At 71.7% G+C, this 14,795-nt stretch carries 16 protein-coding genes and 1 pseudogene; 10 read left to right on the top strand and 7 right to left on the bottom strand.

Annotated elements, in window-relative coordinates:
- The first annotated feature begins 5 nt into the window (after positions 1-5).
- From N542_RS0104570 to N542_RS23385, 4 genes are all read left to right on the top strand, one after another.
- Positions 6-1,139: a PrsW family intramembrane metalloprotease gene (locus tag N542_RS0104570; protein WP_028642918.1), complete on the top strand. Its 1,134-nt coding sequence runs from the start codon at positions 6-8 to the stop codon at positions 1,137-1,139.
- Entirely contained in the window at positions 1,136-2,854 is a 1,719-nt protein-coding gene (locus N542_RS0104565) for a dynamin family protein (protein ID WP_028642917.1), read from the top strand. Before N542_RS0104570 ends, N542_RS0104565 begins: the two co-directional genes overlap by 4 nt.
- An 86-nt stretch (positions 2,855-2,940) precedes the next feature.
- On the top strand, positions 2,941-4,593 hold the full coding sequence (locus N542_RS0104560; RefSeq protein ID WP_051551399.1) for a GTPase: 1,653 nt from the start codon (positions 2,941-2,943) through the stop codon (positions 4,591-4,593).
- Between the two features lie 151 nt (positions 4,594-4,744).
- Positions 4,745-5,155, top strand: a complete 411-nt coding sequence (locus N542_RS23385; protein ID WP_051551398.1) for a single-stranded DNA-binding protein — start codon at positions 4,745-4,747, stop codon at positions 5,153-5,155.
- Here the strand turns inward: N542_RS23385 and N542_RS0104550 are convergent, their stop codons facing one another.
- Both N542_RS0104550 and N542_RS0104545 read right to left on the bottom strand, forming a co-directional pair.
- The gene (locus N542_RS0104550; RefSeq protein ID WP_028642915.1) at positions 5,156-5,977 is read right to left on the bottom strand and encodes a hypothetical protein; all 822 of its coding nucleotides are present in this window, start codon (positions 5,975-5,977) and stop codon (positions 5,156-5,158) included. It lies immediately after the preceding gene.
- A complete protein-coding gene (locus N542_RS0104545; RefSeq protein ID WP_028642914.1) occupies positions 5,974-6,489 on the bottom strand; it encodes a SigE family RNA polymerase sigma factor in 516 nt (171 codons plus the stop codon). The genes N542_RS0104550 and N542_RS0104545 overlap by 4 nt, the downstream gene beginning before the upstream one ends.
- Before the next feature lie 107 nt (positions 6,490-6,596).
- On the opposite strand from N542_RS0104545, the gene ettA reads away from it, so the two are divergent.
- Positions 6,597-8,279 carry an energy-dependent translational throttle protein EttA gene (ettA, locus tag N542_RS0104540; RefSeq protein WP_028642913.1) on the top strand — a complete coding sequence of 561 codons (1,683 nt, stop codon included), beginning with the start codon at positions 6,597-6,599 and terminating at the stop codon, positions 8,277-8,279.
- 59 nt (positions 8,280-8,338) lie between these two features.
- Here ettA and N542_RS0104535 read toward each other — a convergent pair whose 3' ends face one another.
- Positions 8,339-8,845, bottom strand: coding sequence for a MarR family winged helix-turn-helix transcriptional regulator (locus N542_RS0104535; RefSeq protein ID WP_028642912.1), 507 nt, complete (start codon positions 8,843-8,845; stop codon positions 8,339-8,341).
- Between the two features lie 39 nt (positions 8,846-8,884).
- On the opposite strand from N542_RS0104535, the pseudogene N542_RS28415 reads away from it, so the two are divergent.
- Together N542_RS28415 and N542_RS27755 are read left to right on the top strand one after the other, a co-directional pair.
- A pseudogene (locus tag N542_RS28415) lies at positions 8,885-9,319 on the top strand (DNA glycosylase AlkZ-like family protein); the annotation flags it as partial.
- 23 nt (positions 9,320-9,342) lie between these two features.
- Positions 9,343-9,654, top strand: a complete 312-nt coding sequence (locus tag N542_RS27755) for a DNA glycosylase AlkZ-like family protein (protein WP_028642910.1) — start codon at positions 9,343-9,345, stop codon at positions 9,652-9,654.
- 3 nt (positions 9,655-9,657) lie between these two features.
- On the opposite strand, the gene N542_RS0104520 is transcribed toward N542_RS27755, so the two are convergent.
- Positions 9,658-10,872, bottom strand: a complete 1,215-nt coding sequence (locus N542_RS0104520; protein ID WP_028642909.1) for an acetyl-CoA C-acetyltransferase — start codon at positions 10,870-10,872, stop codon at positions 9,658-9,660.
- A gap of 85 nt (positions 10,873-10,957) precedes the next feature.
- Complete coding sequence (locus tag N542_RS26370; RefSeq protein WP_051551397.1) at positions 10,958-11,596, bottom strand: TetR/AcrR family transcriptional regulator; 639 nt, start codon at positions 11,594-11,596, stop codon at positions 10,958-10,960.
- 114 nt (positions 11,597-11,710) lie between these two features.
- On the opposite strand from N542_RS26370, the gene N542_RS0104510 reads away from it, so the two are divergent.
- Positions 11,711-11,890: a hypothetical protein gene (locus N542_RS0104510; protein ID WP_028642908.1), complete on the top strand. Its 180-nt coding sequence runs from the start codon at positions 11,711-11,713 to the stop codon at positions 11,888-11,890.
- Between the two features lie 19 nt (positions 11,891-11,909).
- Positions 11,910-12,764: an acyl-CoA thioesterase gene (locus tag N542_RS0104505; protein WP_028642907.1), complete on the top strand. Its 855-nt coding sequence runs from the start codon at positions 11,910-11,912 to the stop codon at positions 12,762-12,764.
- Positions 12,765-12,792: 28 nt separating this feature from the next.
- Here the strand turns inward: N542_RS0104505 and N542_RS0104500 are convergent, their stop codons facing one another.
- Positions 12,793-13,167, bottom strand: coding sequence for a globin (locus N542_RS0104500; protein ID WP_028642906.1), 375 nt, complete (start codon positions 13,165-13,167; stop codon positions 12,793-12,795).
- Between the two features lie 99 nt (positions 13,168-13,266).
- Between N542_RS0104500 and N542_RS0104495 the strand changes: the two genes are divergently transcribed.
- The gene (locus tag N542_RS0104495; RefSeq protein WP_028642905.1) at positions 13,267-13,692 is read left to right on the top strand and encodes an OsmC family peroxiredoxin; all 426 of its coding nucleotides are present in this window, start codon (positions 13,267-13,269) and stop codon (positions 13,690-13,692) included.
- On the opposite strand, the gene N542_RS23375 is transcribed toward N542_RS0104495, so the two are convergent.
- On the bottom strand, positions 13,693-14,733 hold the full coding sequence (locus N542_RS23375; protein ID WP_231482446.1) for a mechanosensitive ion channel family protein: 1,041 nt from the start codon (positions 14,731-14,733) through the stop codon (positions 13,693-13,695).
- Positions 14,734-14,795: the final 62 nt, after the last annotated feature.

The raw sequence follows: 14,795 nt of genomic DNA, 5'->3' as shown, positions 1-14,795 counted from the left end.
CCACCATGCCCGGAACCCGCCGTGTCAGCGCCGCCTCGTCGGTCGCGTTCACGGTGGTGGTGACGGTCCTGGTGGGTGTCGGAGCCCTCGTCATCCTCGCGGTCGTCGCGTTGTCGGGGGCACCGGCGAGCATCGCCCTGGCGACCCTGCTGGCGGCCGTGCCGGTGGGTCCGGTGATCGCGTGCTACCTCTGGCTGGACCGCTACGAGCCGGAGCCCCGCACGCTGCTCGCGGCCGGACTGCTGTGGGGCTGCTTCGTGGCGACCGCGGCCGCGATCCTGCTCCAGGGCCTGGGCGGGCTGGTGGCCGGCTTCACCGACCGGCAGACCCTCGGGGTGGTGGCCCCGGTGACCGAGGAGGCCTGCAAGGGGCTCTTCCTCCTGCTGCTGCTCTGGTGGCGCCGCGCCGAGCTCGACGGCGTGCTCGACGGGATCGTGTACGCCGGGATGGTCGGTGTCGGCTTCGCCTTCACCGAGAACATCCTCTACCTCGCAGCCGCGTACAACGGCACCGACGGGATGGGTCCGGGCGGCACCCAGGCGGTGACGGCGACGTTCGTCGTCCGGTGCCTGGTCAGCCCGTTCGCCCACCCGCTCTTCACCACCTTCACCGGGATCGGCGTCGGGCTCGCGGTCAACGCCCGCACCGGGCGCGGCCGGGTGCTGTGGCCGCTGGGGGGCTACCTGTGCGCGGTCGTGGCCCACGCCGTGTGGAACATCTCGACCTCGTACGGCTTCGGCAGCTTCGCCGTCGCCTACGTCGTGCTGATGGCGCCGGCCCTGGTCGCCGTCGTCAGCCTGGCCGTGTGGTCGCGCCGGTCCGAGCGCCGGATGCTGGCGGCCGCCCTCGCCGACGCCGCGAGCCGTGGACTGGTGCCGGCGACCGACATCGGCTGGGTCGTGGACCTGTCGGCGCGGCGGCGCAGCCGGGCGTACGCGCGCGAGCGCGGCGGTCGCGACGGTGAGCGCGCGATGCGTGACTATCAGCAGGCGACCATCGAGCTCGGCTTTCTCCACTACCGTTACCTGCGAGGCACGCCGCCACCCGACTACGCGGCCCGCGGCCAGCAGTTCCTCCAGAGGATCGACGCGCTCCGGCCGTCGATCGCCTTCCCCGGACAGGTGGTACCGACCAGATGACGGTCACTCCCGACCACGACTCGCGCATGCTGACCGCGCTCGTGCAGCTCCACGACGCGCTGCAGGCCGCCCCCTTCTCGCTCGACGTCCCGGGTGCCGCGGAGCTGCGGACGAGCCGTGAGCAGCTGATCAGCCAGCTCGAGGACTACGTGCTGCCGCGGCAGATGACGGTGGAGGCGCCGTTGCTCGCCGTCGTCGGCGGCTCGACGGGAGCCGGCAAGTCGACGCTGGTGAACTCGCTGGTCGGCCGTCGGGTCACCGCACCCGGCCTGCTGCGTCCCACGACCCGCTCGGCCGTGCTGGTGCACCACCCCGACGACACCCACTGGTTCGGCCAGGACCGGCTGCTGCCCGAGCTCGTGCGCGTCTCCGCGTCGACCGACGACCGGAACTCGCTCCAGCTGGTCGCCTCGGACACGCTCCCGCCCGGCCTCGCGATCCTCGACGCACCCGACGTCGACTCGGTGGAGGAGGCCAACCGCTCCCTCGCCACCCAGCTCCTCGCGGCGGCCGACCTGTGGCTCTTCGTCACCTCGGCGGCGCGCTACTCCGACCAGGTCCCGTGGGAGCACCTCAAGCGCGCGGCCGAGCGCTCGACCTCGGTGGCGATCGTGCTCGACCGGACGCCGGCGGGCGACGTCCGCACCGTCGCGGCCCACCTGGCCCGGATGCTCGCGAGCCGCGGCCTCAAGGACTCGCCGCTCTTCACCGTCGCCGAGGGGCCGGTCTCGCCCGACGGGCTGCTCGACGCGAGCTCGGTCGCCGAGGTCCGCGCCTGGCTGGAGTCGCTCGCCAACGACGAGGGCGCGCGGTCGGCCGTCGTACGCCAGACCCTCGACGGGACGGTCCGCTCGATCGCCCGCCAGGCCCACGTCATCGCCGACGGCCACGGCCACCAGCTCGACGCCGCGGTCGCGCTGCGCGAGGCGGTCACGACGGCGTACGCCGCCGCTCAGACCGCCGCCGTCGCTGCGGTCTCGGACGGCTCGTTGCTGCGCGGCGAGGTCGCGGTGCGCTGGCGGGAGTACGCCGGCAACGGCGAGCTGCTGCGCTCGCTCGAGGGCCGTGTCGGGCTGATCCGGGACCGGGTCGTCAACGCGGTGAAGGGCTCGGGGCAGCAGGCCGAGCGCGTGGCCGTCGCGATGGAGTCGGCCGTCGAGCTGATGGTCATCGACCACGCCGAGGGTGCCGCCGCCACGACGGCGGCCCGCTGGGCCGAGCTCGGGACCGCCGGACCGGTCCTCGCGGTGGCCGACGTCGACCTCTCCCGTGCCTCCGGCGGCCTGCGCCGCGGGGTCGAGGGTGAGGTCCGGGCCTGGCAGCAGCAGCTGACCGAGCTGGTCAAGTCCGACGACGGCGAGCGCCGTACCTCCCGCTACCTGGCGTACGGCGCCCGCGGTCTCGCCGTGACGCTCGCGGTCTGCGTCCTCGCCGACACCGCGCCGGCGGGCGCCGCGAGCGGCGCCGAGGTCGGGCGCACCCTGCTCGACGCGGTCTTCGGCGCCGAGCACGCCCGCTCGCTGGTCGCGCGCGGCCGGGCCGATCTCGAGCGTCGCATCGGCACGCTCCTGGTGGCGGAGGAGGCCCGCGCGCTCGGACTGCTCGACGCCCTGGGACTCGACGAAGGAGCCGGTCAGCAGGTGCGCCGGGCGGCTCGTCGCGTCGATGACCGGCGCTACGAGCAGGCCCGTCCGGACGAGGAACCCGTGCCCTGATCCAGCCACCCGGGCGTCCAGGCCCTAGGGTGGTCATGCACTGTACGAAGGCAACGCCGCCTGCTCCGGGCAGGTCGAGGGAGAAGATGACGTCCTTGCTCGAGGGGACCGACCGGTTGGTCACCCGCGGTACCGACATCGGCGCCCGCATCGACGGCCTCGACGGCGCAGCCACGGCCGCGCGCGGTCGCCTCGACGACGGGCTGGTCGACGACGCCGCTGGTGTGGTGGACCGCGCCGCCGGACGGCTGCGGCTGTCGGCGACCCACACCGTCGTCGGCATCGCCGGCGCCACCGGCTCCGGCAAGTCCTCCACCTTCAACGCGCTGACCGGGCTCGAGCTCTCCGCCGTCGGCGTACGTCGTCCGACCACGTCGTGGGCGACCGCGTGCGTGTGGGGCCGCGAGGGAGCCGAGGAGCTCCTGGAGTGGCTCGGGATCGCGCCCCGCCACCAGACCACCCGCGACTCCATGCTCGACATGGGGCGCGACGAGCAGGCCGAGCTCGACGGCGTCGTGCTGCTCGACCTGCCGGACCACGACTCCACCGAGGTCGCGCACCACCTCGAGGTCGACCGACTCGTCTCGCTCGCCGACCTGCTGGTGTGGGTCGTGGACCCGCAGAAGTACGCCGACGCCGCGATCCACGACCGCTACCTGAAGCCGTCGGCCGAGCAGCAGGACGTCATGCTCGTGGTGCTCAACCACATCGACACCGTGCCCGAGGAGCGTCGCCAAGCGATGCTCGACGACATCCGCCGGCTGCTGGACGAGGACGGCCTCGACCGGGTGCCGGTGCTGCCGATCAGCGCCCGGAAGGGCGTGGGGATCCCCGAGCTGCGAGCCGAGATCGCGCGCCGGTCCGCCGAGAAGCGCGCGACCCGCGGTCGGATCGACGCTGACATCCGCGACGTGGCCACGCGCCTCGCCGAGGCCACCGGTGACGTGCCGACCCGCGTGGTCGAGCCGGGTCAGGTCGTCGCGCTCGACGACGCCTTCGCCGACGCCGCCGGCGTGCCGGTCGTCGTCGAGGCGCTCGAGCGCTCGCTGCGCACCCGGGGTAACCGGGCGACCGGCTGGCCCGTCGTGACCCTGCTCTCCGGCCTCCGCTCCGACCCGCTCAAGCGGCTGGACCTCGACCTCGGTGAGGACGGCCGCCGGCTCAGCGGTCGCACGCGTGCCGCTCTCCCCGAGGCCACCCAGGTGCAGCGCGCGCGGGTCGACGACGAGGTGCGCTCCTTCTCGGACCGGCTCACCCACGACATGACACCCGCCTGGGTCGCTGCCGTACGCCGTGCCGCCGGCTCGCGCCTGGACCTCCTGGGCGACCGTCTCGACCAGGCCCTGGCCGAGACCGACCTCGGCGTCGCCCGCCTCCCCGTCTGGGTCGGCCTGGTGCGCGTGCTGCAGTGGCTGCTGCTGCTGACGGCCGTCGCGGGACTGGGGTGGACCGCCTTCCTGCTCGGCACGGGCAAGCTCCAGGACGCCGACACCCCGTCGGTGGGCGGCACCGCCCTCTCCCTCGTGCTGCTGGGTGGTGGCCTCGTGCTGGGGCTGGTGCTCGCGATCGTCTGTCGGGTGCTCGTGAGCCGGATGGCGCGCGGTCGCGCGAGCCGGGCGGACCACGGCCTGCGCGAGGGCGTCAACGGCGTCACCCACGAGCTGGTCATCGAGCCGGTCGAGGCCGAGCTCGCGGCGTACGGCGCCGTCCGTGACGGCCTGGCCCGCGCCCGCGCGTAGCGCCTCCGTCCCGCCGGGTCCGGGCCACCTTCCCTCCACAGGGACGGTCTGCGACCTGGTCGTCCCCAGCTCGGTCCCGCCCGTCGCCGCGCTGTCGGCGCGGCAGCGGAGTCTCGATCCGTCCCACCCGGATCCAGACAAGGAGACAGAGATGTCCGACTGCACCATCACCGTTCGCGGCTGGCTCGGCGCCGATGTGACCCTGCGCCACGCCGCCGACGTGCCGGTCGCGAGCTTCCGGCTCGCCTGCACCCCGCGCAGGTACCACCGCCGGACCGACACCTGGTCCAACGGCCTGACCCAGTGGTACACCGTGACCGCCTGGCGGGCCCTGGCCGAGAACTGCGCCACCTCGCTGCGCCGAGGGGACCCGGTCGTCGTGCACGGCCGGCTCGAGACGCGCACGTTCGTCAACGCCAACGACGTGGAGGTGCTCAGCTTCGAGATCGACGCCGTCCACGTCGGTCACGACCTGAGCCGGGGCACGTCCGCCTTCACCCGGAGCCAGCCCGAGACGCAGGCACCGCCGGCCGAGCAGGTGACGGGCGAGGAGGCCGCATAGCTACTCGCTGACCCAGGACGGGCTCTCGGCGACCGCGGTCAGCTCAGCCACCGTCAGCGGCGGTCGGGCGGCGGACGCCGGGGGACCCCACTTGCGCTGCGTCGAGTTCGCGACGGCGGCGTAGATCTCGCCGTCGCCGTCCCACCGTCGGACCTCGGCGTAGCTGATCCCGTTGTTGGTGAAGCTGATCGTCCGCTGGTGGGGGAGCCCGCCGCGCCGGTCGCCGAGCTCGCAGTGCACCGGTGTCGTCAGGTCGCGGAGGTCCCAGTCGCTCAGGTCGCAGCTGAGGTGCTGGGTGCGGACGTCCGCGAGTGCCGCGGGATCCTGGGGCAGCTCGGTCAGCATGATCTCGATGCTGCCGGGCCCCGTGGCTGCCGAGTTGCGCAGCGTCCCGGTGAAGACTCCGGACCAGGCCGAGCTCTCGCCGGGGCCGTGCTCGGTGTTGGTCCTGGCGTACGACGCGATCTCGACGTCCGCGGGGAGCAGCCCGACCAGGCGCGTCCGCATGTCGCTGACCGGCATGTCCCACCAGCCGGGGTGGGCCACGAAGTCGTCCGGAGCCTTCGGCTGTGGCTTCGGCGACGGGTCCGTGGCCACCGTGCCTGGTGTCGGACCGTCGCCACCCACGATCGGCACCATCACGGCGGCCGTGGCAGCCACGACGGCCATGCTCGCGATCCCGGTGACCACGCGCCGGCGGCGCCGCAGCGGTCGGCCCTGGTGCAGCGCACCTTCGCGCAGACGGTCGGTGGGGGTGGACACGCCGGTGAGGGCGCGGTCCATCAGGTCGTGCAGGTCGGCGCCGGAGTCGAGATCGGTCATCGCGCGCTTCCGTTCGAGTGGGAGGAGGGTTCGGCGAGCAGGCCGCGCAACGAGCGCAGGGCGCGGAGGCTGCGGTTCTTCACCGCAGCCTCGGTGAGGTGGAGCTGGACCGCGGTCTGGCTGACGCTGCGGTCCTCCCAGAAGCGGAGCACCACCACGGCTCGGTCGATGGCGCCGAGCTCGGCGAGCGCCGCCAGGAGCGCCGCCCGTTCGGTCGGGTCGGCGTCGGTGCTCGCCCGCTCCGGCGCCGACGCGATCGGCAGCTCGCGGGAGCTCTTCCGCCGTCGCTCGGAGAGGAAGGACTTCACCAGCACGCCGTGCACGTAGGCGACGGGGTCGTCCGCCGACCGCACCCGCCACCACGCGGCGTACGTCTTGGCCAGGGCGGTCTGCACCAGGTCCTCGGCGGCGTGCGACGAGGTCGTGAGCAGGTAGGCGCTGCGATAGAGCTGCGGTGAGCGGGCGGTCACGAACTCCGCGAACTCGTCGTCGGTGCGGTCGGATCGACGCACGTGCCCTCCGTGAGCGTTCACCGGCCTCCCCGGTGGAGGCCGTCACCCTACAGACGCCGTCGGCCCCCGATCAGGTCTCAAGCCCGGCGGGCAACTAGGCTCGGACCATGGCGGAATATGTGTTCACCCTGCGCAATGTGCGCAAGGCCCACGGCGACAAGGTCGTCCTCGACAACGTGACTCTCTCCTTCCTGCACGGGGCGAAGATCGGTGTCGTCGGCCCCAACGGCACCGGCAAGTCGTCGTTGTTCAAGATCATGGCCGGTCTCGACAAGGCCAACAACGGCGACGCGATCCTCGACCCGGCCGCCACGGTCGGCATGCTCCAGCAGGAGCCGCCGCTCACCGAGGGCAAGACCGTGCTCGAGAACGTCGAGGAGGCCGTCGCCGAGACGAAGGCGAAGATGGCCCGTCTCGACGAGCTCTACATGATGATGGGCGACCCGGACGCCGACCAGGACAAAGTCGCGACCGAGGCCGGAGACCTGCAGACCGAGCTCGACGCCGCCAACGTCTGGGACCTCGACAGCCGGCTCGACCAGGCGATGGACGCGCTGCGCTGCCCGCCGCCGGACGCGATCGTCGACAACCTCTCCGGTGGTGAGCGGCGCCGGGTCGCGCTGTGCAAGCTGCTCCTGCAGCAGCCCGACCTGCTGCTCCTCGACGAGCCCACCAACCACCTGGACGCAGAGTCCGTGCAGTGGCTCGAGGGTCACCTCAAGGACTACCCGGGCGCCGTCCTGGCGATCACCCACGACCGGTACTTCCTGGACAACGTCGCCGAGTGGATCCTCGAGCTCGACCGCGGCCAGACCCATCCGTACGAGGGCAACTACTCCACGTACCTCGAGACGAAGCGCGACCGGCTGAAGATCGAGGGCCAGAAGGACGCCAAGCGCGCCAAGATGCTGGAGAAGGAGCTGGAGTGGGTCCGCTCCAACGCCAAGGCGCGGCAGACCAAGAGCCGCTCGCGTCTCGCGCGCTACGAGGAGATGGCGGCCGAGGCCGACCGGATGCGCAAGATCGACACCTCCGAGATCAACATCCCGGCCGGCCCGCGACTCGGCGACATCGTCCTCCAGGCCACCGGTCTGTCCAAGGGCTTCGAGGGTCGCACCCTCATGCACGACCTGACGTTCAGCCTGCCCCGTGCCGGCATCGTCGGCGTGATCGGGCCCAACGGCGTCGGCAAGACGACGCTCTTCCGGATGATCACCGGCGGCGAGGAGCCGGACGGGGGCGAGCTCAAGGTGGGCACGACGGTGAAGCTGTCGTACGTCGACCAGAGCCGCGGCGGCATCGACCCGAACAAGAACGTCTGGGAGGTCGTCTCCGACGGACTCGACTTCATCAAGGTCGCCAACTTCGAGATGAACTCGCGCGCCTACGTCGCGTCGTTCGGCTTCAAGGGCCCGGACCAGCAGAAGAAGGCCGGGGTGCTCTCCGGTGGTGAGCGCAACCGCCTCAACCTGGCGCTGACCCTGAAGATGGGCGGCAACCTGCTGCTGCTCGACGAGCCCACCAACGACCTGGACGTCGAGACGCTGTCGTCGCTCGAGGACGCGATCCTCGACTTCCCCGGCTGCGCCGTGGTCACCTCGCACGACCGGTGGTTCCTGGACCGCGTCGCCACCCACATCCTCGCCTGGGAGGGCGACGACGAGGACACGGCGAAGTGGTTCTGGTTCGAGGGCAACTTCGCGGCGTACGAGGAGAACAAGGTCGAGCGCCTCGGCATCGAGGCCGCCCGGCCGCACCGGGTCACGCACCGTCGCCTGACCCGCGACTGATCCAGCATGCATCCGAGCTGACGCAGGGCGGTGACCTCCGGGTCGCCGCCCTCGTCCGTTCAGGGGGCGTCCGCGCGCATCTCCATCTCGGGATGCGCGGCCACCAGGTTGTCCGAGACCGCGTCCATGACCCGGCCCAGCGCGGCGAAGTCCTCGCGGCTGGCGAGGTCGACGAGGTGCTCGCGCACGCCGTTGACGTGGATCGGGGCCATCCGCTCGATCAGGTCGTAGCCCTTGTCGGTCATGCTGGCGACGACCCCGCGGCCGTCCTCCGGCGAGCTGCTGCGGGTGATCAGGCCCGACCGCTCCATCCGGGTGACCGTGTGGGTCACCCGGCTGCGGCTGTGGGCGAGTGCGTCGGCGAGCTGGGCCATCCGCATCTGGCGGCCCTCGCGCTCGGAGAGCCGCACGAGGATCTCGTACTCCACGAGGGACAGGTCGCAGTTGCGGCGGAGGTCGTCGTCAAGGCGGTCGAGGAGCAGGGTCATCCCCATCAGCAGCGCGCGCCACGAGCGCTGCTCATCCTGGTCCAACCATCTGGTCTGGCCGTCACCCGAGTCGGTCACTCGGGCAGTGTAAGGGGAGTGCTGCCGCGGTGATGGAGGATGGGGCCATGGAGGCCACGCGGGTTTCGCGCGAGTCGGTGCTCCGGTTCCGGATCGCTGCCCAGCAGCTGGCGCGGGGCGGTCAGCACCGCGACGCCAGCGTGCTACGCGTGGGTGCCCAGGACTCCGGTCCCCAAGGGGCGGGCTGGGCGCTCGAGATCCGCGGTGCGCATGTCCGACGACGACCTGTTCCTCGCTTGGACCCTGCGCGGTGCACCGCACGCCTACCGGCGATCCGAGGCCGCGCAGGTGGCGGCGGCCGTGGCGCCGTGGAGCGAGGCCGACGCCGCCAAGCGGATCTTCGATGCTTCCCGGCCGTTGAAGCAGGCCGGGATACCGGTGCTCGACGCGCTCGACCACATCGCCGGGGTGATGCGCGACGTCGCCACCGAGCCGGTCGTCAAGGGCGACATGTCGGGCGCCCTCACCGCCCGTCTCGGCGAGCCCTACCTGCGCTGGTGCACCTCGACCCGGTCCGTGCGTACCTGCGCCTGCTCGGCCCGTTCGACCTCTTCCTGCAGGGACGCGACCGGGAGCTCGTCGTGCCCGACGCCTCGGCGCGCCCGGACCTCTGGCGCACCCTGGGGCGTCCGGGCGGGGTGCTCGCCGGCGGGGAGCTGATCGGCTCGTGGCGCCCGCGCAGCAAGGGCAGGAGACTCCAGGTCGCGGTGACGGTGTGGGACGGCGGTCCGGTCCCGGCGGGCGTGGCCGAGCAGGCAGAACGCCTGGCCGCGTTCCGCGGCCAGGCGTTCGACGGGTTCGAGCGGTGAGCGTCAGAGACGCTCGAGGATCAGGGCCATGCCCTGGCCGCCGCCCACGCACATCGTGATGAGACCGGTGGTCTTGTCGTGCCAGTCCAGCGAGTTCAGCAGCGTGTTCTGCAGCCGGGCGCCGGTCATGCCGAAGGGGTGACCGACCGCGATCGCGCCGCCGTTGACGTTCAGGCGGTCCAGGTCGATGCCCAGCTCCTGGTACGACGGGACGACCTGGGCGGCGAACGCCTCGTTGATCTCGACCAGGTCGATGTCGCCGATGCTCATGCCGGCGTACTTGAGCGCGTTCTTGGTGGCCTCGATCGGACCGAGGCCCATGATCTCGGGCGACAGCCCCGAGACGCCGGTGGAGACGATCCGGGCCAGCGGCGTGAGGCCGAGCTCGGCGGCCTTGGTGTCGGACATGATGATGACGGCCGCAGCACCGTCGTTGAGACCGCAGCAGTTGCCGGCGGTGACGACGCCGTCGGGTCGGAAGACCGGCTTGAGGTCCTTGATGCCGTCGTAGGTGACGCCGGCGCGGGGCCCGTCGTCGGCGGTCACGACGGTGCCGCTGGGCGTGGTGACCGGCGTGATCTCGCGGGCCCAGAAGCCGTCGGCGATGGCCTTCTCGGCGAGGTTCTGCGAGCGGACGCCGAACTCGTCGAGCTCCTGGCGGCTCAGGCCGCGGAGCCGGGCGACGTTCTCGGCCGTCTGGCCCATCGCGATGTAGACGTCGGGGACCTGGCCGCTCTCGCGCGGGTCGCTCCAGTCCACGCCGCCCTGGGCCTGCTTGTCGGTGCGCGCCTTGGCGTCGTCGAAGGCGTGGTTGTGGGTGTCGGGCCAGTGGTCCGAGGTGCCCTTCGCGAAGCGGGACACGGTCTCGACGCCGGAGGAGATGAAGACGTCGCCCTCGCCGGCCTTGATCGCGTGGAACGCCATCCGCGTGGTCTGCACCGAGGACGAGCAGTAGCGGGTGATGGTCGCGCCGGGCACGTCGTCCAGGCCGTTGAGGACGTTGACCACGCGGGCCAGGTTGTTACCGGACTCGCCGCCCGGCAGGCCGCAGCCGAGGTAGTGGTCGTCGATCGTGCTCGGGTCGAGCTCCGGGATCTTGTCCAGCGCTGTCTTCACGATGAACGCCGTGAGGTCGTCGGGTCGGAACTCGGTCAGCGACCCCTTGTTGGCCCGTCCGATCGGGGAACGAGCGGCGGACACGATGACTGCCTCGGGCATGGGAACACTCCGTTTCCAGGGGTTGGTGCTGCTGCGCAAGCCAGAGTAGACCGTGTTCTACCGGCGCCCGGTGCGGCGTTCGTCACTACTCCGCGGCGCCGGCGAGCGACGTGCCGAGCAGCTCGAGCGACCGGGCCAGGAAGTCCCGCCTGGCGGGCGCCGGCTGCAGCAGCGCCGACAGGAGGATCCCGTCGTACGACGCCACCAGCGCCTCGGCGCGGGCCGCTCCCTGCTCCTTGCCGGTGGCCGTCATGATCTCCTCGACGATCGCGATCAGCCGGGCCCGGTGGTCGGCCAGCAGCTGGGCGAGGTCGGGGTCGCGGGTGGCGGCCATCGTGAGCTCGAGCCGGGCCACGAGCAGCTCGCGCTGGTCGAGCCAGCGCAGGAACAGCTCCAGGGTGGCCGACACGGCCGCCTGCTCGTCGTCCTCGGGGCAGACGTCGATCTGCGCGGTGAGCCCGTCGACGTCCGCGAGCAGCGAGGCGGCGACGTACTCGGTCAGGGCCGCCTCCAGCGCGCTGCGCGTGCGCCAGTACGCCGAGCAGCTGCCCTCCGGCAGGCCCGCGCGGCGGTCGACGGCGCGGTGGGTCAGGCCCTTGAGGCCCTCGTCGGCGATCACGTGCAGGGCCGCGTCGAGCAGCGTGCGGCGGCGGGGTGACAGCGGTGCGCACGCAGCGGCGGCCGAGCTGGTCTCGGAGCTGGCGTCGGTGGTGGCGTGCGACATGAGGTCCTTCTCGGGGGCTGTGACTGGAGACACTACCGCGAGGGCTTGCCGCGATCCTTCTACAGTTGTAGTTTCTACAGAAGTAGAGATCCTACGTCTGTAGAAGGAGTCGTCATGACTGTCGTCAGCACCACGCTCTTCGCTCTCTCGATCGCGTTCCTGGTCGTCGCCGCCGCCACCGCGCTGGTCTCCATCGCCGCCGTCGGTCAGTTCGTCGTCACCAACCGCCGCGCCCGCCTGGCCCGCCACGAGTCGGTCCGCTCGCACTACGGCAGCTTCAGCCTCACCAGCTGATCTCTGGCACCATCGGGGCGTGCGACACCGCTACGAGTGCCCGCTGCGCTGGGCCGACATGGACCAGCTCGGGCACATCAACAACGTCGTCTACGTGGACTACCTCCAAGAGGCCCGCGTCGACATGCTCCGCACCCACTCACCTGCGGCCCACTCGGGGATGCTGACCGAGGGCACCGTCGTGGTCCGCCACGAGGTGACCTACGTCGCGCCGCTGAGCTTCGGCTCTCGGCCCGTCAGCATCGAGGCGTGGGTGACCCAGATCCGAGCCGCGTCGTTCACGGTGGCCTACGAGGTCTTCCACGAGGAGCCCGACGGCACGCGGCAGGTCTACGCGCGGGCCAAGACGATGCTCACGCCGTACGTCTTCACCACCGAGACACCGCGCCGGGTCAACGACCAGGAGCGCGAGATGCTCGGTCGCTTCCTCGAGCCGGAGGCGCCGACGCCCCGGCCGAGGTTCCCGCGCGAGCTCCCGGAGCCGGCGCTGTCCTACCCGGTGCACGTCCGCTTCTCGGACGTCGACATCTACGGGCACGTCAACAACGTGAAGTACTTCGAGTACTTCCAGGAGGCCCGCATCTCCGGCTTCGCCGAGCTCTGGGCGGGCCTCGAGCCGATCACCCTCGTCGTGGCGCAGACCGACGTCGACTACCGGGTGCCGATCCTCTTCCGGCCCGAGCCGTACGCCGCCCGCTCCTGGATCGCCCGCATCGGCCAGCGCTCCGCGACCATCGAGTCGGTCATCGGCGACGGCGACGTCACGCTCGCCCGGGGCCGGGTGACCATCGTCTTCTTCGACCAGGCGACCCAGCGCTCGACCGTCCCGCCCGAGATCTACCTCGACCGGCTGCGGGCCCTTCAGCCGGCCTGAGCCGGCGCGCCGGTCCCGGGCGGCGCGCTCACTCGAGCGTGTTGACCATGAACTGGGCCGCGTGCGTCACGTAGTCCCAGAACTGCTCGTCCTGCTCGGGCGTCAGGGCGACCTCGTCGAGCCCGGCCCGGAAGTGCAGGAGCCAGTGCTCCTTGGTCTCCGGCGTCACCGCGAACGGAGCGTGGCGCATCCGCAGGCGCGGGTGGCCGCGGCTCTCGGAGTACGTCGTGGGGCCGCCCCAGTACTGCACCAGGAACAGCAGGAAGCGCTCCTCGGCCGGCCCGAGGTCCTCCTCGGGGTAGAGCGGCCGCAGGACCGGGTCCTCGGCAACACCCTCGTAGAACCTCGCGACGATCCGCCGGAACGTCTCGAAACCGCCGATCTCGTCGTAGAAGGTCGTCACCCGTCCATTGTGACGAGGCCCCGGTGACCGCTCGACACCGGCGTGCCAGACTCGCTGGCACCGAGTCCTTTCGAGCGACGCACGAGGAGTGATCCGCACATGGCTACGACCCGCAACGCCAGCACGCACTGGGAAGGCACCCTCTTCGAGGGCGCCGGCAAGGTCACGCTGGAGTCCTCCGGCACCGGCACGTACGACGTCTCCTGGGCCTCCCGCGCCGAGGAGGCCAACGGCAAGACGAGCCCCGAGGAGCTGATCGCCGCCGCGCACTCGTCGTGCTTCTCGATGGCGCTGTCCAACGGCCTGGCCAAGGCCGGTACGCCGGCGACCTCGCTGGACACCAGCGCGGCCGTGGACTTCGTCCCGGGCACCGGCATCACCGAGATCCGCCTGACGGTCAAGGCCGTCGTCGAGGGTCTGAGCAACGAGGACTTCGTCGCCGCGGCCGAGGCCGCCAAGGTCGGCTGCCCGGTCAGCCAGGCGCTCGCCGCCGTGCCGATCAAGCTCGAGGCGTCCCTGGCCTAGTCAGGATCCGGCGACGGGCTTCTCCCCTGCGGGGGAGGAGCCCGTCGGCGTCTCCGGTGCCTGGTCCGGGGTGGGCTGGTCGCGGTGCCACACGACCCGCTGGGGGAGCGCGATCTCGATGCCCTCGTGGTCGAGGCGGGCCTTGATCCGCTGGCGCAGCGTCCGGGCGACGCCCCACTGCTCCATCGGCGCGGTCTTGATCAGCACCCGGAGGGTGACGCCGTCCGCGGTGAACATCTCCACGCCGGTGACCTCCGGCTCCTCGATGATGAGCCCGCGGTAGTCGTCGTCGGCCCACAGGTCGTGCGCCACGTCGCGCAGCACGCGCTCCACCCGGGCGAGGTCCTCCTGGTAGCCGACGTTGACGTCCACGACGGCGCGCGACCAGTTCTGGCTCATGTTGCCCACGCGCAGGATCTCGCCGTTGGGGACGTACCAGACGGTGCCGTTGAGGTCGCGGAGCCGCGTCACGCGCAGGCTGACCGCCTCCACCGTGCCGCTGGCCGCCCCGACGTCGATCACGTCGCCCACGCCGTACTGGTCCTCGAAGATCATGAAGATGCCGGAGAGGAAGTCCTTCACCAGGGACTGCGCGCCGAAGCCGAGCGCGAGCCCGATGATGCCGGCGGAGGCGATGATCGGGGCGATGTTGACCCCGAGCTCGCTGAGCGCCATCGTGCCGAAGACCGCGATCAGGAGCCCGGTGATGATGCTCTTGAGCAGGTCGCCCATGGTCTTGGCGCGCTGGACCCGGCGGTTCGTGGTCGCAAGGTCGCGGGCCTCCGCGGCCCTCCCGCGGGAGCCGAACCGGCTCATCCGGTCGGGCAGCACGCCGTCCTCCGCGCGCTCGACGAGCCGGTCGAGCACGCGGTGCAGGAGCCAGCGGACGACCAGGAAGAGGACCAGCAGCCACAGCAGGGCGAGCGGCTTGCCGATGACGATGTCGGAGACGTTGGCGAGCCTCTGGTTGTCGGTCCAGCCGAAGACGGTCTTGCAGAGCGCGTCGGAGGTGTCGCAGGACGTGTCGTCGAAGCCAAGCATGGGCCCCATGTCTACCGCACCGGTCCACGTCGTACGAGTGGGGCCGGCCCGGTCCCGTGGGG

The organism is Nocardioides sp. URHA0020 (genome assembly GCF_000620705.1).
Classification (GTDB): Bacteria; Actinomycetota; Actinomycetes; order Propionibacteriales; family Nocardioidaceae; genus Nocardioides.
This window is presented reverse-complemented; position numbering and strand designations above follow the sequence as displayed.